Genomic DNA, 19,555 nt, shown 5'->3' with positions numbered 1-19,555 from the left:
CCCCTATTCGAGCGAGCCGTCGACCGAGGGCAGCGAAACCGCGTACAGAACCCGCGCCGCGGCCGTGCCGGTGCCCGTCGCGCCGGTCAGCGTCCAGAGCTCGTCCGTCTCCTGCCAGTAGGACAGGGACGCGGTGTCCAGGCCCCAGCAGGCGTACGACAGGTCCGTGGTGCACGTGGCCGCGGCGGCGTCGGTGTCCGTCTGGCGCCAGAGGGTGGCGGGCCTGGTGTCGCCGGCCGGTGTCTGGACGACATACCACTGGGCCTCGTGCGCGCCGTCCGGCCGGTGCGAGAGGACGCCGGACACTCCGGTGGCCTTCGTCTCGAAGACCTCGGCCGCGTCGACACGGCCCTTGGAGTCGGCGGCGAGCAGGCCGGTGCGGTCGGCCGCGGCGCTGTACGGATAGCGCCAGACGCGGGCGCGGTCCGTGCTGTCGGGGGTGGACAGCTCGGTGGCGACCAGACTGTCCGGGGTCGAGGTGCGGTCCAGGGAGAGCGAGCCGAAGCAGGGGACTGCATGGTCGTCGCCCGTCGTACACGAGCCGCCGGCCAGGTCGTACGAGGCGATGGCCGGCAGGACGTACTGGTAGCCGTCCGCCGAGTAGCCGCCGCTCACCCTGCCGATCGCACCGCTGTTCACGTCGGTCTCGAGGATGCGGCGCATGTCGAAGGCGAGCAGGGCGGTGCCGTTGCGGGCGGTGACGATCAGCTTGTCCTGGTACCAGACCATGCCGCCCAGCCGGGAGCGGACCGCCTCGAAGTCCTTCCCGCCGTCCTGCGGCACGACGAGCAGGGCATAGCGGTACGTGAGGGCGTGCGGGTCGGTCGTGTCGATGAAGGCGATCCTGGCGAGGCCCTCGTCCTGCGTCGGCTCGCCCGTCCGGGGATCGTCGGCGGCCTGCTGGTCCTGGTGCGTCCAGCCGGCCAGGATCACCCGGCGCTCGCCCCAGGTGCCGTCCTCGTAGGCGTCCCCGGAGGTCGTGACGGACCGTGGCAGCCACTGCCGGGCCGTCGCGTCGGCGCTGTCCCAGCAGTACGCGCGCGTGGCGGCCGGCTCGACGGGCAGTGCGGCGCGCTCGGAGCCGGCGCAGTCGTCCTCGTTCCGCATCGAGTGGTCGGCGCTGTCCAGTACGGCGGCGACGCCTACGTTCCCGCCCATACGCCGGGTGAGCGTGTCAAGCGTGCCCTGGCCGGCCAGGTTCTCGTCGAGGCGGAGCTGTGCGGTGTGCGCGGAGGAGGTGAGCGGGGTCAGCGCGCCCGGGCTGCCGCTGCTGGTGGCCTGGGAGGCGCTGATCAGGGTGGCTGCCGCGGTGAGTGCGAGGGCGGTTCCGGCCAGTGTGGCCCGCAGCGCCTGACCTCTCCTACGACGACGATGCCTGCCGCGCTGCTTCATGCGTCCTCCCGAGTCAGGCCAACTGCCTCTCGCACTCGGTGCGTTGACGGAGAGGCGGGTGGGGTGGCCTGTGAGGGGATGCTACGGCAGAGACCCACGGGCCAGGTCACATACACCGGAAGACACCGACGAAATACGTACGCGGTGGACGCCCGCTACCCCCATTCGCCCCACCCGCTACCCCGGTTCGCCCCCACCCGCCACCCCCGCTGGCACCCCCCGCCCGGCATCCCCGCCAGCACCCCCGCCCGGCATTCACCCCTCAACAACCCGCGTCTCCACCACCGCCGGTGCCGTCGAATGCGGCAGCAGGCCGGTCGGGTCGTCGGGGAGGACGACCTCGACCTCCACCTCCTCGCGGAAGCGGTAGGGGCGGTGGTCGAGGAGGCCCGTGAGGCGGCGGCGGAGCCGGGAGAGTTCGGCACGGACGGTGACCGTCCGGGTCGGGTCGCCGAAGAGGTCGAGGGCGAGCTCGGCGGCGCTGCGCCCCTGGCGGTGCACGGCCAGTACGTACAGCAGCTCCGCATGACGTGGACTCAGGTCCTGGGCCCAACTGCCCGCCGCTCCCGCGACGGTGACGCAGGGCCGCCGCAGGTCGCTGAGGTCGAGGACCACACGGCTCGCGCACCCGGAGGTGTCGGTCTCGGCGACCCGGAGCAGCCAGCCGCCGGGCAGCGGCTCCACGAGGCAGGTCCCGAGGGAGGGCAGCCAGTACCGGCCCGCGCCGAAGGAGTTGGGCAGCCCCACCCGGTCGACCGGAGGCATCCCCGTGACGGCCGCGAGCCAGCCGTGGGTGTCGACGACCAGCGCCTTGCCGTCCAGCCGGCACAGGACGGGCGCGGCCACCGAGCGCAGCCGTTCGATGGACGCCAGATGCCGGCCGCGCAGTTCGCTTTCGGCCAGCCGGGTCACCGAGTCGACCAGGGCGAGGGTGGCCGGATGGAACGTGCTCTGCGGTCCGCTCACATCGACGATGCCCAGCAGTTGCCCGTCCCGCGGGTCGTGCACCGGAGCGGCGGCGCAGGTCCAGTTGTGCAGGGTGCGCAGGAAGTGCTCGGCCGAGTGCACCTGGACGGCGGCCCTGGCGGTCAGCGCGGTGCCGATCGCGTTGGTGCCCGTCGTGTCCTCGCTCCAGGCGGCGCCCTCCTCCAGGCAGATGGTGTCGGCCCGGCGCAGTACACCGGCGTTGCCCTCGCGCCACAGCACCCGGCCCTCCGGGTCCGTGACCACCATGATCTGCAGGGAGGCGTCGGCGACCGAGCCGAGACCGCCGCTGAGGACCGGCATCACTTCGGCGAGCGCGGTCGAGGTGCGCCGGTGCTCGATCTCGTCCGTCTGCAACAGGACGCTGTCCGTGCCCTGTTCGGGATTGACGCCGAATCGTTTCACCCGTTGCCAGGACTGTCCGATGACGGGACGGGGCGCGATCGTGGACCGTTCACCTCTGACTGTCGCGGCCCAGGTCTCCTGGAGGCGCCGTGCCGTTTCGGACGCGTCCAGCGGGGCGAACCGGGCGAGGTTGAACGATGCCGGGTCGAACGATGTGGACTTCACTTGGGCTCTCCCGAAACCGGTACCGCGTACAAACCGCATACAAGGTATGACGCCGCCGTCATCCCACATCGTGCCTGCTCCCGGCCGCCGACGCCGGGGGTTCGCGCAAGGCGCACAGATGGAATGCAACGGTCTGCAACTCTCGCCAACGGTCACAAGTTCCCTTGAAAATGACACTGGCGTCGCCCGTGCGGCGCCAGTGCTCCGTCGACGGAGCCTGAAAGCGGGGGTGGTGCCGTGTCGGCGCAGCACCACCCCCGTGCCAGCCGACGGGCAGCCGCTGACCAGGCGATCAGGACACCGGCCGCCGGTCGGCGGGCGGAACACCGGCTCCCGGCAAGGCGATCACGAGACCGGCCGTGCCCGCTCCACCACCGTGGCCAGATCCAGACTGTGCGGCAGCGTGCCGAAGGCCGAGCCCCAGTCGCCGCCCAGACGTGAGCCGCAGAACGCGTCGGCGACCTCGGGGGGCGCGTGCTGGACGAGCAGCGCCCCCTGGAGCACCAACGCGACCCGCTCGGCCAGCCGCCGCGCGCGGCCCTCGATGCCCTCCAGGTCGGCGAGTTCGGTCAGCAGGTTCTTGATCGCCCCGTCCAGCCGGTGGTCGGCGCCGCGCGCCCGCCCCACCTCGCGCAGATACGCGTCCAGTGCGCCCGGCTCCCGCTGGAGCGCGCGCAGTACGTCCAGTGCCTGGACGTTGCCCGCGCCCTCCCACACCGAGTTGAGCGGCGACTCGCGCAACAGCCTCGGCATACCGGACTCCTCGACGTACCCGTTGCCGCCCAGGCATTCGAGGGCCTCGACCGCGACCGGTGTACACCGCTTGGTCACCCAGTACTTGGCGGCCGGCACCGCGAGCCGCAGGAACGCCCGCTCCTGCTCGCTCCCGTCGTCGTAGGCGGCGGCAAGGCGCAGCGCGAGCGTTGTCGCGGCCTCGGACTCCAGCGCCAGATCCGCGAGTACGTTCCTCATCAGCGGCTTGTCGACGAGCTTGCCGCCGAACGCCTCGCGGTAGGTGCAGTGGTGCACGGCCTGCGCGACGGCCTGCCGCATCAGCGCGGCCGAACCGAGAACGCAGTCCAGGCGGGTCGCCGCGACCATCTCGATGATGGTGCGCACCCCGCGGCCCTCCTCCCCGACCCGGCGCGCCCAGGTCCCGTCGAACTCGACCTCGCTCGACGCGTTCGACCGGTTGCCGAGCTTGTCCTTGAGGCGCTGGATGCGGAAGACGTTGCGCGTGCCGTCCGCCAGGACGCGGGGGACGAGAAAGCAGGTGAGCCCGCCCGGAGCCTGCGCCAGCACCAGGAAACCGTCCGACATCGGCGCCGAGCAGAACCACTTGTGGCCGGTCAGCTCGTACGTCCCGTCCTCGGCGAGCGGTCGCGCAGCCGTCGTATTGGCGCGTACGTCGCTGCCGCCCTGTTTCTCCGTCATGCCCATCCCGAAGAGCGCGCCGGGCTTCCGGCCGGCGGGGACCAGCTCCTGGTCGTAGACGGTGGAGGTCAGTCGTGGCTCCCACTCGGCGGCGAGCGCCGGGTCGGTGCGCAGCGCGGGCACCGCCGCGTGGGTCATGGACAGCGGGCAGCCGTTGCCGGCCTCGACCTGCGTCCAGACCATGAAACCGGCCGCGCGCCGCACATGGCCGCCGGGCCGCGACCAGGCGGCCGTCAGCCCGGCCGACACCCCCTTGCCTAGGAGCCGGTGCCAGGACGGATGGAACTCGACCTCGTCGATCCGGTTGCCGTAGCGGTCGTGGGTGCGCAGCTTGGGCGGGTTCTCGTTGGCCAGTACGCCCCACTCCTGTACCTGGGCGGAGCCTGCGGCGTGTCCGAGGGCCGACAACTCGCCGCGCGCCTCGTCGAGGAGCGGTGGATCGAGGTGCCGTTCGACCGCCTCCGCGAGGGCCCGGTCGGCGGCAAAGACGTCATATCCGACCAGGGGCGGAGGCTGGTTGGTCACGGTGTGGGTGGTGGCTGACATACGGATACGGTAAGGACGTGCACCAGGCAAAAGAAACACCTGAACGGCCTCCCTCGGGTCGTCTTCACCGCGCGAAGGCGCTGTACAGGAACGTGTCGAAGCGCAGGACCGCCTGGCTGCTGCTCAAGGACACCGTCAACTCGTGCATGGAGTACCGGATCCTGGGTCTGGCAGCGGAGGCGGCGTTCTTCACCCTCCTCTCCGTGCCGCCACTTCTGCTGAGCATGATCGGTCTGCTCGGCTACGTGGACGACTGGACCGGCGCCGACACGATCGCCAGCCTGGAGAACAACATCCTGGAGGCGGCTCGCACGATCCTGTCCGACAAGGGTGTGCACGACATCGCCGAGCCGATCCTGCACGACGTGACGAAGGGCGGCCGCCCCGACATCATCTCCCTCGGCTTTCTGTTCGCCCTGTGGTCGGGCTCGCGCGCGGTGAACGTCTTCATCGACACCATCACCGTGATGTACGGCCTCGACGGGACCCGCGGGATCGTGAAGACCCGCATCGTGTCGTTCCTGCTCTTCGTCGTGGCTCTGCTGATCGGCTCGGTCGCGCTGCCGTTGATGGTGGCGGGCCCGGACGCGGTGGTGAACATCGTGCCGTGGTCGGAGACGGTCGTGCAGATCCTGTACTGGCCCGTCGTGATCATCCTCGGGATCGTCTTCCTGACGACGCTGTACCACGTGTCGGTGCCGGTGCGCTCGCCGTGGGTCGAGGACGTGCCGGGCGCCCTGGTGGCCCTCGCCATGTGGGTCATCGGCAGCCTCCTGCTCCGTGTGTATCTGACCAACACGGTCGAGGGCCCCACGATCTACGGCTCGCTCGCCGCGCCCGTCGCGGTCCTCCTGTGGATCGGGGTTTCCGCGTTCGCGGTCCTGGTCGGCGCCGCCGTCAACGCCGCCATCGACCGCGTCTGGCCGGCCGCCGCCACGGCAGCGGCCCGTGCCAACAACGAACGCCTGCGCGAGGCCCAGGTCGCCGAGTACGTCGCCCGTGTCGCCGCGTCCCGCTCGTACGACGCCGAGTTCGACGACTCCGACGACCCGGACATGCCCTCCGAGTTCCCGGAGCGCTGGTCCCGCTTCCTGCCGCCGGAGGACGTGACCTCCCGGCTGCGGGCGCATGTGAAAAACACGCATCGCCCGCAGCACAAGAACGGGGAGGTGCCGCCGGGGGAGTGACGCCACCGGAAGGCGTCAGGGACCACCGGAGAGGCTCAGGCCTTCCAGGTTCCGGCCGCCGCGGCCTCCCGGACGAATTCCGAGAAGTCCCGCGGCTCGCGCCCCAGGACCCGCTGGACGCCGTCCGAGAGATGGGCGTTGCGGCCGTCCAGGAGGCCCTCGAAGACCTCGACGAGGAGGTCGGCCTCCTGTGGCGGCACCCCGAACCCGGTCAGCGTGTCGCCGTACTGCCGAGCCGTCACCGGGACGTACGTCAGCTCGCTGCCCGTCGCCGCCGAGATCTCCGCGACCGCCTCGCGGAAGGTCAGCAGCCGGGCTCCGGAGACGGTGATCTCCTGCCCCACGTACCGGTCGCCCGAGGTCAGCGCGGCCACCACGACGTCCGCGATGTCCCGCACATCGATGAAGGGCTCCTGCACCTCACCGGCCGGGAACACCAGTTCCCCGTGGACCAGCCCCTCCACCAGCGGACCCTCACTGAAGTTCTGCGCGAACCAGGCCGCCCGTACGACCGTCCAGTCCGCGCCGGACGTCCTCAGCGCCTCTTCCGTCGCCTGCGCCCGCTCCTCACCGCGCGCCGACAGCAGCACGAGCCGCCGTACGCCGAGCCCGACCGCCTCGCGTGCGAGGGCGCCCACCGCCTCGGTCGCCTCCGGGGTGCCGACGTCCGTGGGATAGGCGAGATAGGCCGCGTCGGCGCCGCGCAGGGCCTCCGCCCATGTCGAGCGGTCCGCCCAGTCGAAGCGGGTGCCCTGAGAGCGGGATCCCGCCCGCACCGTGAGCCCGGCCGTCCGCGCGGCCTCCGCGACCCGGCTGCCCGTGCGCCCGGTGGCGCCGGTCACCAGTACCGTCATGTCCTTCGTACCTGCCGTGTTTTCCGTCATACAGGCAGTGAACTTCGGTGCGCCGCAAGGAACCATCGCTGAACCGCTCATTCCCATATGTGCGCGTCTACGCTGGCCCCATGGACGCACTCGCAGGCCTGTTGGAGGGTCCACGCGCCCGTGGCGCCTTCATGATCCGTGCGTGTTTCGACCCGCCCTGGGGCATCCGCGTGGAGGACCGCGCCCCTCTGACGATCATGCTGCTCGTCCGCGGTGACGCGTGGATCACGGCGGACGGCGGAGAGCGGGTGCGGCTGAGCGCCGGCGACATTGCGATAGCGCGCGGCCCGGACCCGTACACCGTGGCCGACGCCCCGGGAACGGTCCCGCAGGCCGTGATCCTGCCGGGCGGCGAGTGCAGCTACCCCGACGGGCGTTCCATGAAGGGCCACTGGGACCTCGGTGTCCGCAGCTGGGGCGACCGGCTCGACGGGTCCGCGGTGATGCTGATCGGGACGTACATGATGCAGGGCGAGATCAGCGGCAGGCTGCTCGACGCCCTGCCGCCGCTCCTCACGCTCACCGCCGATGTGTGGGACTGCGCGCTCACCGACATCCTCGCCGAGGAGATCGTCCGCGACGAACCCGGCCAGGAGGTCGTCCTCGACCGGCTGCTCGACCTGCTGGTCATCGCCGCGCTACGGGCCTGGTTCTCCCGCCCCGAGGCCGAGGCGCCCGCCTGGTACCAGGCTCTCGCGGACCCCGTGGTGGGCCGCGTCCTGCGGCTGGTCCAGGACGACCCGGCCCACCCCTGGACGGTCGCGACCCTCGCCGCCAAGGCCGGCGTCTCCCGCGCCGCGCTCGCCCGCCGCTTCAGCGAACTCGTCGGCGAGCCCCCCATGACCTACCTGACGGGCTGGCGCCTCGCCCTCGCCGCCGACCGGCTGCGCGACACCGAGGACACCATCGGCGCGATCGCCCGCCAGGTCGGCTACGGCAGCGCGTTCGCACTCTCCAGCGCCTTCAAGCGGGTGTACGGGGTCAGCCCGCAGGAGCACCGTTCACGAGCGGCGTAGCGTGTCGTACGTGTACGCGGAGCGGGCGTCCCGGCTTTCCGGCGCCGTGGTCTGGACGAACACCCCGTCCACACCCGGCGCGCGGCCCGTGCTGCCCGACGGGTGCATGGACCTGCTGTGGACGCAGGGGCGGCTGCTGGTCGCCGGTCCGGACACACGCGCGTACGTCCCGGAGGGCGTGCCGGGGTGCTGGGCGGGCGTCCGCTTCTACCCCGGCACCGCGCCCGCGTTCCTCGGTGTACCGGCCCATGAACTCCGCGATCAGCGCGTGGAGTTGGCGGACATCTGGCCCGCCTCGGAGGTACGACGACTCACCGCGCGGGTGGACTCGGCCGCCGACCCGGTGAGCGTGCTCGAAGAGGTGGCGCTGGAGCGGGCGGCCGACGCGGAGCCCTCCGACCCGCTGCTCAGGGAGGTCGTGTCGGGCCTGGACGCGGGCCGCCCGGTGGCCGTCGTAGCTGACGAACTCGGCCTGGGAGCGCGCCAGTTGCACCGCCGCTCGCTCGCCGCTTTCGGGTACGGGCCCAAGACGCTGGCTCGCGTGCTGCGGCTGCAACGGGCGTTGGCCCTCGCGCGGGACGGGGTGCCCTTCGCGGAGACGGCGGTTCGGGCGGGGTTCGCGGATCAGGCCCATCTGGCGCGGGATGTACGGGAGTTGGCGGGGGCGCCGCTGGGGGAGCTGGTCGGGCGGGGGTAGCGTCGGCGGCCCTTGCAGGGCTCCACCGCTATCCGGCTTCCGGCAGCCGCGCGAAGAGGTCGACGCCGTTGCCGTCCGGGTCCTGTACGACCGCGTACCGCATGCCCCAGACGGCGTCCCAGGGCTTGAGCTCGCCGTGGTGGCCGGCGCCGACCAGGTCGTCGTACACGGAGTCGACCTCCGCCGGACTGTCGCAGAGGAAGGCGAGCGAGACCCGGCCGCCGGTGCCCGCAGGCCGGTACCCGGCGTGGAAGGACCGGATCACCTCGTCGGTGTCGAGGGCGAGCCGCAGCCCGCCGGGAAGTTCGGTCTCGACGTGCGGCTGGGCCTCGGAGCCTTCGGGGAAGCTGAGCCCGAGGCGGCGGTAGAAGGCGAGGGAGGCGGCCATGTCGGAGACGGCGATGCCGATCAGGTCGAATCGTGGAGTCATGCGGTCACGGTAGGCGGGGTGGGGAGTGTGGGTCTTGAAGGAATCGGACACCCCGGCCTCCGGCCCCGGGTTTCTATATGAAACACCTGTGCGAATACGGCAGGATGGCCGCATGATCCGAACCATGCGTGTGCTGCTTCCGGCGGCGTTACTGCTTCCCGCTCTGCTCGCCGGCTGCGGTACGGAGAAGGCGGGGGCCGGGACGCTCGACCCGCCGCCCGCCGGGCCCGACCGCGCCGAACTCGACGCCCGTGCCCGGGCGTTGCAGATAGCACCGGAACTCGTATACGTCACGGAGGCGCCGGGCTTCACCCTGGCCCAGCAGTCGGTGGGGGTGTACGGCGGTGACGGCTTCTCCAGCGCTTACTGGTCCGAGAAGACCGGCGGTCAGATTCAGCTTTACGTGGACCGGGGGACGGTGACGGCGGAGAGCTGTGCGGGGTGTGAGCGGGACGGGGGTGGCTGGTACCGGGCGGGGAGCGGGCAGCACGAGTACCTGCTGCCCGAGGACGGGGACGTCGTCGTCCGGGTGAGCGCGGACGCGGTCTCGGTCACCCGAGCCGTCCTCCGCGACGCGGCCACGGCAGCCCACCGCCCCGGGAACGTCGAACTGGCCGCCCTCTTCCCGACCCCCGCCCCGACGGCTACCGCGCCGGTGGAGCGCGGGGATCTTCCGCCGGTGGGGGACGGGGCGCCCAACAATGAGGTGGGGACGACGGGTTGAGGGCGGGGGCAGGGCTGGGGGTGGGGTTTTCGCCCCCTCCGCCCCAGACCCCTCTGGGCGGGGTTCAGCCCGTCCGGCGTTTGAGGACGAGCGCGTTCAGCGCGATGGCGGGGGTCTGGGGGCGGCAGCCCCCAGGAGCAAGGGACGGGCAGGGGCGGAGGGGGCGAAGAAGCCGTCTGAAATGCACCCGATATCGGCGCGGGAGATGATGTGGTGCCGTGATCTGAGCGGTTCAGGCGCCGGAGAGGAGCTGGTGGTCGGATGACAGTGGACGCGGCGGACCCCGTGGTCAGCACCCCGCACGGAGCGATACGCGGCAGATACGAACACGGCATCGCCGTCTTCCGCGGCATCCCCTACGCGGCCCCACCGTTCGGCCCCCACCGCTTCCGCCCCCCGGTACCCCCCGAGCCCTGGGACGGCGTACGCGACGCGGCAGCCTTCGGCCCGACGCCACCGCAGCCCCCGTACTCCGAGGCGTTCGCGAAGCTCCTCGCCGACCCCGTCGTGCCCGGCGACGACTGCCTCAACCTGAACGTGTGGACACCGGAGCCGGGTACCGGAGCCCGGCTCCCCGTCATGGTGTGGATCCACGGCGGGGCACTGACCCGGGGCTCCTCGGCCGTGCCGGTCTACGACGGACGCACCTTCGCCCGCGACGGAGTCGTCCTCGTCTCCATCAACTACCGCCTGGGCGTGGAGGGTTACGGCCTCTTCCCGGACGCCCCCGCCAACGCCGGGCTGCGCGACCAGATCGCCGCCCTGGAGTGGGTACGCGACTCGATCGCGGAGTTCGGTGGCGACCCCGACCGGGTGACCGTCTTCGGGGAGTCGGCCGGAGCGATCAGTATCGGCGCGCTGCTGGCCAGCCCGCGCGCCGCGGGCCTGTTCCATCGGGCCGTCCTGCAGAGCGGGGCACCCGAGGCGAGCGACCGCGACAAGGTACGCCGGATGGTGCGCAGAATGGCCACCCGGCTGAAGATCCCGGCGACGGCGCAGGCCTTCGCCGCCGTCGACCGCGCCCTGCTGCTGCGCACCCAGGCCGACGTGGGCCGACTCAGCAGCCCGGTCCTCGGCGGGCCCGCCTTCGGCATCGTCGTCGACGGCGACCTCGTGCCACGCGACCCGCTGGATGCGCTGGTCGACGGCGGAGCCGCGCCGGGTGTCGACCTGCTCCTCGGCTGGACCAGCGAGGAGTACCGGCTGTGGCTGGTACCCGGCGGCCTCCTGGAGCGCGTCGACCGGCTCGGCCCGGTTGCCCTGGCCGGCGCCATGGCCCGCTGCCACTGCGGCCACGAAGTGCCCCGCGGCTACCGTGCGATCCACCCGGACGCGGGCACCGCCGAACTGGTCGGCCAGATGGTCACCGACCACCTGCTAAGGGTCCCGCTGCACCGCCTCGCCGACGCCCGACCCCTCCAATCGCCTTCGTACGTATACGAGTTCACCTGGCCCTCGAACGTTCCGGACCTCGGTGCCTGCCATGCCCTGGAGCTGGGTTTCGTCTTCGACAGCGCCGACGTACCGGAGTCGGTGCAGCTCGCGGGCGAGGGCGCGCCTCAGGAGCTCGCCGACCAGATGCACGCGGCATGGGTGCGGTTCGCGGTCGAGGGCGACCCCGGCTGGGCAGCCTGGGACACCTCGCATCCGGTCCGCGTCTTCGGCTCCGCGGAGCCACACACCGTGCACGGACCACGCGACCGCGAACTCGCCCTGTGGGACGCCGACTTGAACCGGCTCCCCAGCGCCCCGGAAGCCACACCGGCATCCCGCCTTCCCGGCGGTCCGGCCGTGCGGGGCATCGCGCCCCTGTCGGCCGTACGCCGCCTACGCCGCTCCGGCAGCGCCCGCCGGCCATGACGCGGCCCTGCCGCCCCGTCTGTCGGCCGTGACTCTTCCCGCCCGCGCGGGCCGTCGCCCTTGGCCCTCATGCGCCCGTCGGGGCCCGCCGGCCGTGTCTTGGCTCTGCCGCTCGGGCCGGGGACTGTGACTCTTCCCGCCCGTGCGGGCCGTCGCCCTTGACCCTCCGCGCCTGTCGGGGCCCGTCGGCCGTGTCTTGGCTCTGCCGCTCGGGCCGGGGACAGTGACTCTTCCCGCCCGTGCGGGCCGTCGCCCTTGACCCTCCGCGCCCGTCGGGGCCCGCCGGCCATGTCTTGGCCCTGTCGCCCGGGCCGGCGGCTGTGACTCGGGCCGCCCGCGCGGGCCGTCGCCCTTGCCCCTCCGCGCCCGTCGGGACCCGGAGGCAATGACTCCGACCTCCCGCCGTCGCCCTTGACCCTCCGTCTCCGTCAGGGCCCGGAGCCCACGACTCCGTCCTCCCGCCGTCGCCCTTGACCCTCCGTCTCCGTCAGGGCCCGGAGCCCACGACTCCGTCCTCCCGCCGGGACCCGGAGGCCATGACTCGGCTCTCCCGCCCGGGCCGGCGGCCATGACTCCCCCTTCCCGCCGGGCCGTCAGCCTTGACCCTTCGCCTCTGTCGGGCCCGCAGGCCTTGGCCCTCCGACCCCATCGGCCTTGGCCCTCCGCCCCCAGCCGGGGCCCGCCGCCCCCGGCTCTCCGCCCCCGCCGGGCAACGTCACGCGGAAGCCGCCGCCGCCTCCTCGGCCGAGAGCTGCGGCCGGGCGGTCGCGGCCTTCAGGAGGGCCGAGGCGGTCGTCGGGTCGGCCGGGCGCCGCGTATGCCAGTCGGTGACCGCCTGGTATGCGGCGGCCACCTCCAACAGCCGGTCCTCCTCGTACGGTTGCCCGCCGAGGATCGCGCCGACGGGCACGCCGGCCGTGTCGAAGCCGATGGGGAAGCCGATTTCGGGCAGCCCCAGGATGTCGAAGGGCACGGGGCCGGTCTGCAGGAGCACATCGCAGCGGTCCATGAGCCCGTCGAGAACCTCGCGCAGCAGATGGTTCTTGGCGCGCTGAGCGGTGATCCACTCGTCGCCCGAGAGCATCAGCCCCTGGAGCCAACTCAGCAGCGAGACACCGAACTTGGCCGGGTCCGCACGCAGCCAGTGCCGGAACGGCTCGCTGCGCTCGGCGAGCCGGGCCGCGTTGAAGGTGCCGGTCAGCAGGTCCCAGTCGGCGGGGTACGTGATGTCGACGAGCGTGACACCCGAGATGGAGTCGAGCTTGTCGAGGAACGCCCCGCGCAGTGTCTTCTGCGCGTTCAGGAAGTCGCCCGGCACCCCGATCCGGGTGGCATGCCGAACCCGTACCGCACCGCCGCGCGAGACGACGGGCGTCGCGGACCGGATCAGATCGGGTACGTCCGGCAGCCCCAGCGTGCGCGGATCCTGAGCGTCCGGACCGGCCATGACCTGGAGCATCAGCGCCGCGTCCATGGCGTCGCGCGCGAGCGGCCCGGAGTGGTCGCGGGTGAAGGAGAGCGGAATGATGCCGTGGATGGACACCCGCCCCATGGTGGGCTTCAGGCCGGTCAGGTTCTGCTGGTTGGACGGCAGCACGATCGAGCCGCCGGTCTGCGTGCCGATCGACGAGGACGCCAGGCGCCCCGCCACCGAGCAGGCGGGCCCGGTCGAGGAGCCGCCCGGGTCGACGCCCGGGTTCCCGGGCGTCCAGGCGTTGACCGTCGTCACCGTCCCGTTCGGCAGCGTCGCCCGTGTCGTGGCGAGTGGCCCCATCTGCCCCTTGCCCAGGACGATTCCGCCGGCCGCCTTCAGCCGGGCCACCGCCGTGGCGTCCTCGTCCGGCACGAAGTCCGCGAAGATGTACGAGTTGCAGCGGGTCGGCACGCCCTTGGTGAAGTAGTTGTCCTTGATGCACAGCGGGATCCCGCGCAGCACACCGCCCGTCCCGCTCCGTCCCCGGTCCGCCTTCCGGGCCGCCGCGAGCGCCGCGTCGCCGGTCACCTCGGCGTAGGCCTGGTACGTGGAGTCGTACCGCTGGATCCGCTCCAGGTAGGCCTCGGTCAGCGTCTCCGACGTCAGCTTTCCGCGCCGCATGAGGACGACGGCCTCGGTGAGGGTCGCCTCGGTGGGGTCCTGCTGGGCGGCCTTGCGTACGTCGATGTCGGGGACCCGGGGAGCGCTGGTGGCCGCGCTGACGGGAGTTGCGCTCGCGGGAGTGGCGCTCTGGAGGGCGAGCCCGCTCGCCGCCGCCGCCGAACTCGCCAGGAAGACACGTCTGTTGAGGGCACGGCTCATCGGTCGCCCGCCTTACCGGTCCAGGCCTCGGTGATGGACGGGTAGATGAGGGGTGGCGAGGCCTGCTGCGCGTACGCGGGGCTGTCCGCCGGCGGTGTCCACCCTGATATCGCGCCCGGCGTGGACGCCACGAACGACTTCAGTGAAGCGAGTGCCTGCGCCTGCGTGGGCACCCCCGTGTCGGCGTCGAACACCTCGGGCAGCAGGGAGAGATCGAAACCCGCCAGCGCGAGGCGGGTCCGTACGTAGGCGTCCAGTTGTTCGGCGGTGGGCTCGCTCAAAGGTGTCTCCGTGGTCCGTGGTCCGCTCGGAATCGCTGACGAGTACACGGACTTCATCACCCGCCCGTGAAGTCCCCATTGAGCCCGTGCTTCACAGGAGTTACGCCAACCTCAGCGCCCCCTCAGCTCACCGGGGCCCCTCAGCACCCCGTCAGCTCCTTCAGCGGCCCGGCGTCCCTCAGGTCCTTGAGCACCCCCTCAGCGGCTCGGCGGCCCTCAGTCCTTGAGCACCCCCTCAGCGCCCCAGCGCCTTGTGGATCCCGCTGATCGCTCCGGGCCCCACCCGGCAGCACCCCCCGATCAGCCGCGCCCCGCCCCGCCGCCACCCGTCCACCTGCTCGGCGGTGAACGTGGACCGGCCACTCCACGCCCGCGCCTGCGCGTCCCACTCCTCGCCACTGTTGGGATAGACGACGACCGGCTTCCCGGTCACCCGCGCGGCCGTCTCGACCGCCGCGTCCACATCCTCCGGGACGCAGCAGTTCACGCCGACCGCGATGACCTCGTCGGCGTCGGCGGCCAGGGCGAAGGCCTCCTCCAGGGGCTGCCCGGCCCGCGTCCGGTCGCCGTCGACGCTGTAGGACAGCCACGCCGGTACGCCGAGCCCGCGCACCGCCCGCAGCAGTGCCCTCGCCTCGTCCGTGTCCGGCACGGTCTCCAGCGCCAGTACGTCGGGCGCGGCGGCGGCCAGCACCTCCAGGCGCGGCCGGTGGAATCGCTCCAGCTCCGCGACGCTCAGCCCGTACCGCCCCCGGTACTCCGAGCCGTCCGCGAGCATCGCCCCGTACGGCCCGACCGACGCGGCCACCCACAGCGGCCGGGTGACGCCCTTCGCGTGCGCGCGACGGGCGGCCTCGCGCGCCAACTCGACGCTGAGGCCGAGGAGTTCGGCTGCTCGTTCACGCGGGATCCCGCGCTTGGCGAAGCCCTCGAAGGTGGCCTGATAGCTGGACGTGATCGCCACGTCGGCGCCCGCCTCGAAGTAGGCCAGATGTGCCTCGACGATCGCCTCGGGCCGCTCCGCGAGCAGCCGCGCCGACCACAGCTCGTCGCTCAGGTCGTGCCCGGCGGATTCGAGCTGGTTGGACATGCCGCCGTCGAGGACGACCGTGCCGGTGGTGAGGGCGTCGGCGAGGGTGCCGGTGGTGTCGCTGGTCATGTCATGACGCTAGTCGACGCGGACGGCGACGCCTCCGGAGGTCCATCGGATGGACATTTCGCCCACAATATGGGATGCGGTGCGGAGGGCCGCTGCCTAGCCTCGAAGCATGCTGCGAGATGTGTTCAACGAGGATCCCGAACTCTACGACCGTGCCCGCCCCGCCTACCCGCCCCCGCTGGTCGAGGCGTTGATCACCACCGCCGGCCTGACCCCGGAAAGCCGCGTCCTCGAGGTCGGCCCCGGAACCGGGCAGCTCACCGTCCCGCTGGCCCGGCTGGGCTGCCGGATCACGGCCGTGGAGCTGGGACCAACGGTCGCGGCGGTCACCCGGCGCAACCTGCGGCCCTTCCCGAACGCCGGCGTCGAGGTCGCGGCCTTCGAGGAGTGGCCGCTCCCGGAGGAACCCTTCGACCTGGTGGTCAGCGCGACCGCCTTCCACTGGATCGACCCGGCGGTCCGGGTGCCCAAGGCGGCAGCCGCCCTCGCCCCGGGCGGCACCTTCGCCCTCGTCACCACCGAGCACGTGGCCGGCGGGAGCTGGGACCAGGACTTCTGCGATCTGGTCCAAGGCTGCTATGAACGCTGGGACCCGACCACTCCGCCCGGCCTGCGCATGCCGGACGAGTCCGAGCTGATCCCCGACACCAGCGAGATGGACCGGTCCGACCACCTGGACGCGGTGGAGATCCGGCGCTTCGCCCAGGAGATCACGTACTCGGCCCCCGAGTACCTCGACCTCCTGTGCACCTTCTCCAACCACCGCGCCCTGGACACCACCGCGCTGACCGGCCTGCTTGACTGCGTCGGTGACCTCATCGAGAACCGCAACGGGGGCAGTGTCACGAAGCGCACCCTGCACGAACTCATCACGGCAAGGCGCACGGCCTGAGCGGCCGCCGTGCCGACGTGACCGCGACGGGGAGACCGTGCCGACGTGACCGTGCCGACGTGACCGAGATGGGCTGACCGAGACGTGGTGGCTAGAAGGCGCCGACGACCTTGAAGTCCTGGTCGACGAAGACGTGGTGCGGCCAGTTGACGCCGATGTAATGGACCTCGTACTCGCCGTTGCTGAGCTGCACCACACGGTCGACGACGCCGCCCGGGTAGGCGGCCAGTGCGGCTTCGGTCGCCTTGTCCGCCGTCGTACCACTGACGATCGTCCCCTCGCCCTCGGTGTAGTTCGACGGGATCTGCCCGTCCTGCTTCGCCTCCGAAGACGCACCCTGCTGGAAGGGGACCACCCCTGCGGCAGTGGAAGCGGCGGCTCCGCCGTCTCCGTTCGGCTGGACGGTGACCTGTGAGGCCGTGATGGTCGTGCCGTCGGTCGTCCCGAGCACGAGGACGCTGGCGCCCGTCGTGACGGCACTCGCCGTGGCCGAGCTCGTCCCGTTCAGGTACGTCGTCGTCGACGCCTCGTTGATCGTCGCCTTCTCGCCCGTGGCCGTCGTCAGGGTGAAGCCCGACGAGGTCACGCTGCTGACGATGCCGAGCGATCCGCCCTCGGCCGGTCCGGAGCGGGCGTTGGTTCCTCCGCCGCCCGCGGCGGGACCGCCGGCGGGGGGAGCGCTCGCGACGCTGCTGCTGGAGCCGACGGGCTCTGCCGTGGTCGCCGAGGGCGACGTGGCGAGTGCGATGGAGAGTCCGACCACCGCGCACACCAGTGCGGTGGCGACGGTCCATGCGCTCCTCTTGGATGCCAGCACGCGCCGCGCCTTCGCCAGGCGGGCTTCCTCGGGCCGTACCGGCGGCGGCCCGGCCGGCGGGCTCGGAACGGGGCTGGTGGGGACGGGGCCGGTGGGGACGGGTTCGTTGGGGTTTCGCGGCTCGTGATCGCTCATGACGGCGCTCCTCTGTATAAGGGTCCTGACTACAGAGTGCGAGCCATTCATGTGAGATACATGTATGTAGTCTGTGTTGTTGCTGAGATCAAAGGGGCCGGTCGGGTCGGGCGGGTCGGGTAGAGCGGTCGGCCGGTCGGGTCGATCGGTCGGTCGGGTCGATCGGGTCGGGCGGTCGGGTCGGGTCGATCGGTCGGTCGGGTCGATCGGGTCGGGCGGTCGGGTCGGGTCGGCCGGTCGCGAGTCCCCGGCGGTCGGCCGGGGACTCCCGTACTGCAGCCTCCGCCTCCGCCTCCGCCTCCGCCTCCGCCTCCGCCGTCGCCTTCACACCTCGAACGCCGTGTCCCGGGCCACTTTTTCCCAGGAGGCGATCTCCACCCGCTGCGCGTCGAGGTGGGCGACCACCGCGTCCAGCCCGTCGCTGCCGAGGGGCAGCCGCAGCGGGGTGGGTTCGGCGGCGAGAGCGGTCAGGACGGCCGCCGCGGCCTTCGCCGGGTCGCCGGGCTGGGAACCGTCGGACCCGGCGACCATCCGACGGGTGGCGCCGACCGTGTCGGCGTAGTCGGTGATCTCCTCGCTGGCGGTCGCGTTGCCGAACAGCCCCGTGCGGAACGCGCCCGGCTCCACGACCAGCACCTTGATACCGAGTGGACCCACCTCGTCCGCCAGCGCCTCGGAGAAGCCCTCAAGGGCGAACTTCGTACCGCTGTACGCCGAGAACCCCGCGAACGACATCTGTCCGCCCATGCTGCTGAGCTGCACGATCGCCCCGGAGCGCCGCTCCCGCATATGCGGGAGCACGGCCCGCACCAGTGCGGCCGGGCCGAAGAAGTGCAGCTCGAACAGCTCACGCAGCTCGGCGTCCGAGGTCTCCTCGGCGGCGCCGACGTGGGTCCGGCCCGCGTTGTTGACCAGTACGTCGATCCTGCCGTGCCGCTCCACCACATCGGCCACGACGGAGGTGATCCCCGCGGGGTCCGTGACGTCGAGGGTGAGCGCCTCGACCTGGTCGGGGTGGGCCGCCACCAGGTCGGCCAGCGCCTCGGGCCTGCGAGCCGTGGCCACCACGACATCCCCGGCGGCGACGGCCGCCTCGCTGAACGCCCGCCCGAAACCGCTGTTGGCACCCGTGATCAGCCATACCTTGCTCATGTCCAACTCCCTTGTGGAATACCTGCTTTCGAAGCCGCCAGGGCCTTCGATGCGTCGAGCCTCGCCGCAAACCCGCTCGCCCGTCCAAGACCCGTCGTGATAGCCAATGGTTATGGCCATGGACGTCCACGGTCGGGACCTGCGCTACTTCGTCGCGGTCGCCGAAGACCTGCACTTCACCCGCGCCGCCGAGCGCCTCTTCGTCTCCCAGCCTTCCCTGAGCAAGCAAATCCGCATGCTGGAGCGCCAGTTGGGGGCGGAGCTCTTCGAGCGGGACCGGCAGGGCGTGCGCCTGACCGCGGTGGGCGCGGCCCTCCTGCCGTACGCGCGCCGGGTCCTCGCCGACTGGGACGAGGCGGCCGAGATCGTCGAGCACGCCAAGACCGAGCAGCGGGCCACGCTCGTTGTCGGCATGAGCACGAGCCCGGGGCGTGGTGGCCTGCTGCCGGCCATCAGGTCCCGGTTCAGCGAGGTTCATCCGGCGGCCAAGGTGCGGCTGCGGCAGGTGAGTTGGGAGGATTCCAGCGCCGGGCTGGCGGACGGCTCGGCGGACGCGGCGTTCGTGTGGCTGCCGATGTCGGACGCGGAGCGTTACGAGTGGGTGGTCGTGGCCGAGGAGCCGCGCCATGTCGCCCTGCCGGACACCCACCCGTTCGCGCCCCGGCGGGAGATCGAATTCCGCGACCTCCTCGACGAGCCGTTCATCGCCATCCCCCAGTCGGCCGGTGTGCTGCGCGACTACTGGCTCGCCCTGGACGACCGTGCCGGGCGCCCGGCACGGATCGGCGCGGAGTGTGCGAGCACCGACGAGACGTACGAGGCGCTGGTGGACGGCCGCGGCGTCTGTCTGGTCGCCGCGGGCAATGCTCCTCTGCTCACCCGGGGCGGTGTCGTCACCCGCCCCGTCCGCGGAATCTCGCCGAGCCGGTTCGCTCTCGCCTGGCGCGCGGGGGACCGGCGTCCGCTGGTGCGGGCCTACGTGGAGGCAGCTCGCTCGGCGTCGGGGCGCCGCCGCACCACCTGACCCCGGCGCGGCAATTCCGAATTCCCGCGTACAGAAATCCTGAAGTGCTTTCCAGGAATAACCCTCGTAACGGTC

General features: G+C 72.0%; 17 protein-coding genes. 7 read left to right on the top strand and 10 right to left on the bottom strand.

The genetic code is table 11. The features are described from left to right. Positions 1-3: 3 nt before the first annotated feature. The 3 genes from ACFVKT_RS25635 to ACFVKT_RS25625 all read right to left on the bottom strand — a co-directional run bounded on the left by ACFVKT_RS25635 (position 4) and on the right by ACFVKT_RS25625 (position 4,926). Positions 4-1,392, bottom strand: a complete 1,389-nt coding sequence (locus ACFVKT_RS25635) for a hypothetical protein (protein WP_385735315.1) — start codon at positions 1,390-1,392, stop codon at positions 4-6. Positions 1,393-1,647: 255 nt separating this feature from the next. Beyond that, positions 1,648-2,946, bottom strand: a complete 1,299-nt coding sequence (locus tag ACFVKT_RS25630) for a GAF domain-containing protein (RefSeq protein ID WP_385735313.1) — start codon at positions 2,944-2,946, stop codon at positions 1,648-1,650. Positions 2,947-3,291: 345 nt separating this feature from the next. Next, positions 3,292-4,926: an acyl-CoA dehydrogenase family protein gene (locus ACFVKT_RS25625; RefSeq protein WP_385735311.1), complete on the bottom strand. Its 1,635-nt coding sequence runs from the start codon at positions 4,924-4,926 to the stop codon at positions 3,292-3,294. A 17-nt stretch (positions 4,927-4,943) separates the two neighbouring features. Between ACFVKT_RS25625 and ACFVKT_RS25620 the strand changes: the two genes are divergently transcribed. Then, the gene (locus ACFVKT_RS25620) at positions 4,944-6,113 is read left to right on the top strand and encodes a YihY/virulence factor BrkB family protein (RefSeq protein ID WP_385735309.1); all 1,170 of its coding nucleotides are present in this window, start codon (positions 4,944-4,946) and stop codon (positions 6,111-6,113) included. Between the two features lie 35 nt (positions 6,114-6,148). Here ACFVKT_RS25620 and ACFVKT_RS25615 read toward each other — a convergent pair whose 3' ends face one another. Further along, positions 6,149-6,997: an NAD(P)H-binding protein gene (locus ACFVKT_RS25615; RefSeq protein WP_385735307.1), complete on the bottom strand. Its 849-nt coding sequence runs from the start codon at positions 6,995-6,997 to the stop codon at positions 6,149-6,151. A gap of 80 nt (positions 6,998-7,077) precedes the next feature. Here ACFVKT_RS25615 and ACFVKT_RS25610 point away from each other — a divergent pair, with 80 nt between their 5' ends. Both ACFVKT_RS25610 and ACFVKT_RS25605 read left to right on the top strand, forming a co-directional pair. Next, entirely contained in the window at positions 7,078-8,013 is a 936-nt protein-coding gene (locus ACFVKT_RS25610) for an AraC family transcriptional regulator (RefSeq protein ID WP_385735305.1), read from the top strand. A gap of 10 nt (positions 8,014-8,023) precedes the next feature. After that, positions 8,024-8,710, top strand: coding sequence for a helix-turn-helix domain-containing protein (locus ACFVKT_RS25605; protein WP_385735303.1), 687 nt, complete (start codon positions 8,024-8,026; stop codon positions 8,708-8,710). Between the two features lie 28 nt (positions 8,711-8,738). On the opposite strand, the gene ACFVKT_RS25600 is transcribed toward ACFVKT_RS25605, so the two are convergent. Further along, complete coding sequence (locus tag ACFVKT_RS25600) at positions 8,739-9,140, bottom strand: VOC family protein (protein WP_385735301.1); 402 nt, start codon at positions 9,138-9,140, stop codon at positions 8,739-8,741. 112 nt (positions 9,141-9,252) lie between these two features. Here ACFVKT_RS25600 and ACFVKT_RS25595 point away from each other — a divergent pair, with 112 nt between their 5' ends. After that, entirely contained in the window at positions 9,253-9,864 is a 612-nt protein-coding gene (locus ACFVKT_RS25595; RefSeq protein WP_385735299.1) for a hypothetical protein, read from the top strand. 261 nt (positions 9,865-10,125) lie between these two features. Next, complete coding sequence (locus ACFVKT_RS25590) at positions 10,126-11,724, top strand: carboxylesterase/lipase family protein (protein WP_385735297.1); 1,599 nt, start codon at positions 10,126-10,128, stop codon at positions 11,722-11,724. A 715-nt stretch (positions 11,725-12,439) separates the two neighbouring features. On the opposite strand, the gene ACFVKT_RS25585 is transcribed toward ACFVKT_RS25590, so the two are convergent. The 3 genes from ACFVKT_RS25585 to mmuM form a co-directional block, all read right to left on the bottom strand. Next, positions 12,440-14,020, bottom strand: coding sequence for an amidase (locus ACFVKT_RS25585; RefSeq protein ID WP_385735295.1), 1,581 nt, complete (start codon positions 14,018-14,020; stop codon positions 12,440-12,442). Continuing rightward, entirely contained in the window at positions 14,017-14,301 is a 285-nt protein-coding gene (locus ACFVKT_RS25580) for a hypothetical protein (RefSeq protein WP_385735293.1), read from the bottom strand. Before ACFVKT_RS25580 ends, ACFVKT_RS25585 begins: the two co-directional genes overlap by 4 nt. Before the next feature lie 235 nt (positions 14,302-14,536). After that, on the bottom strand, positions 14,537-15,460 hold the full coding sequence (gene mmuM / locus ACFVKT_RS25575; protein WP_385735291.1) for a homocysteine S-methyltransferase: 924 nt from the start codon (positions 15,458-15,460) through the stop codon (positions 14,537-14,539). A 109-nt stretch (positions 15,461-15,569) separates the two neighbouring features. Between mmuM and ACFVKT_RS25570 the strand changes: the two genes are divergently transcribed. Beyond that, a complete protein-coding gene (locus ACFVKT_RS25570; RefSeq protein ID WP_385735289.1) occupies positions 15,570-16,352 on the top strand; it encodes a class I SAM-dependent methyltransferase in 783 nt (260 codons plus the stop codon). Positions 16,353-16,443: 91 nt separating this feature from the next. On the opposite strand, the gene ACFVKT_RS25565 is transcribed toward ACFVKT_RS25570, so the two are convergent. Then, on the bottom strand, positions 16,444-17,304 hold the full coding sequence (locus ACFVKT_RS25565) for a hypothetical protein (RefSeq protein ID WP_385735287.1): 861 nt from the start codon (positions 17,302-17,304) through the stop codon (positions 16,444-16,446). A gap of 324 nt (positions 17,305-17,628) precedes the next feature. Continuing rightward, positions 17,629-18,456 carry an oxidoreductase gene (locus ACFVKT_RS25560; RefSeq protein ID WP_385735285.1) on the bottom strand — a complete coding sequence of 276 codons (828 nt, stop codon included), beginning with the start codon at positions 18,454-18,456 and terminating at the stop codon, positions 17,629-17,631. A gap of 112 nt (positions 18,457-18,568) precedes the next feature. Between ACFVKT_RS25560 and ACFVKT_RS25555 the strand changes: the two genes are divergently transcribed. After that, positions 18,569-19,480, top strand: coding sequence for a LysR family transcriptional regulator (locus tag ACFVKT_RS25555; RefSeq protein ID WP_385735283.1), 912 nt, complete (start codon positions 18,569-18,571; stop codon positions 19,478-19,480). Positions 19,481-19,555: the final 75 nt, after the last annotated feature.

The sequence above is a fragment of the Streptomyces sp. NPDC127595 genome (assembly GCF_042671685.1).
In the GTDB taxonomy this organism is placed as follows: domain Bacteria; phylum Actinomycetota; class Actinomycetes; order Streptomycetales; family Streptomycetaceae; genus Streptomyces.
Note: the sequence above shows the minus strand (reverse complement) of the source record. Positions and strands in the feature narration are given on the sequence as shown.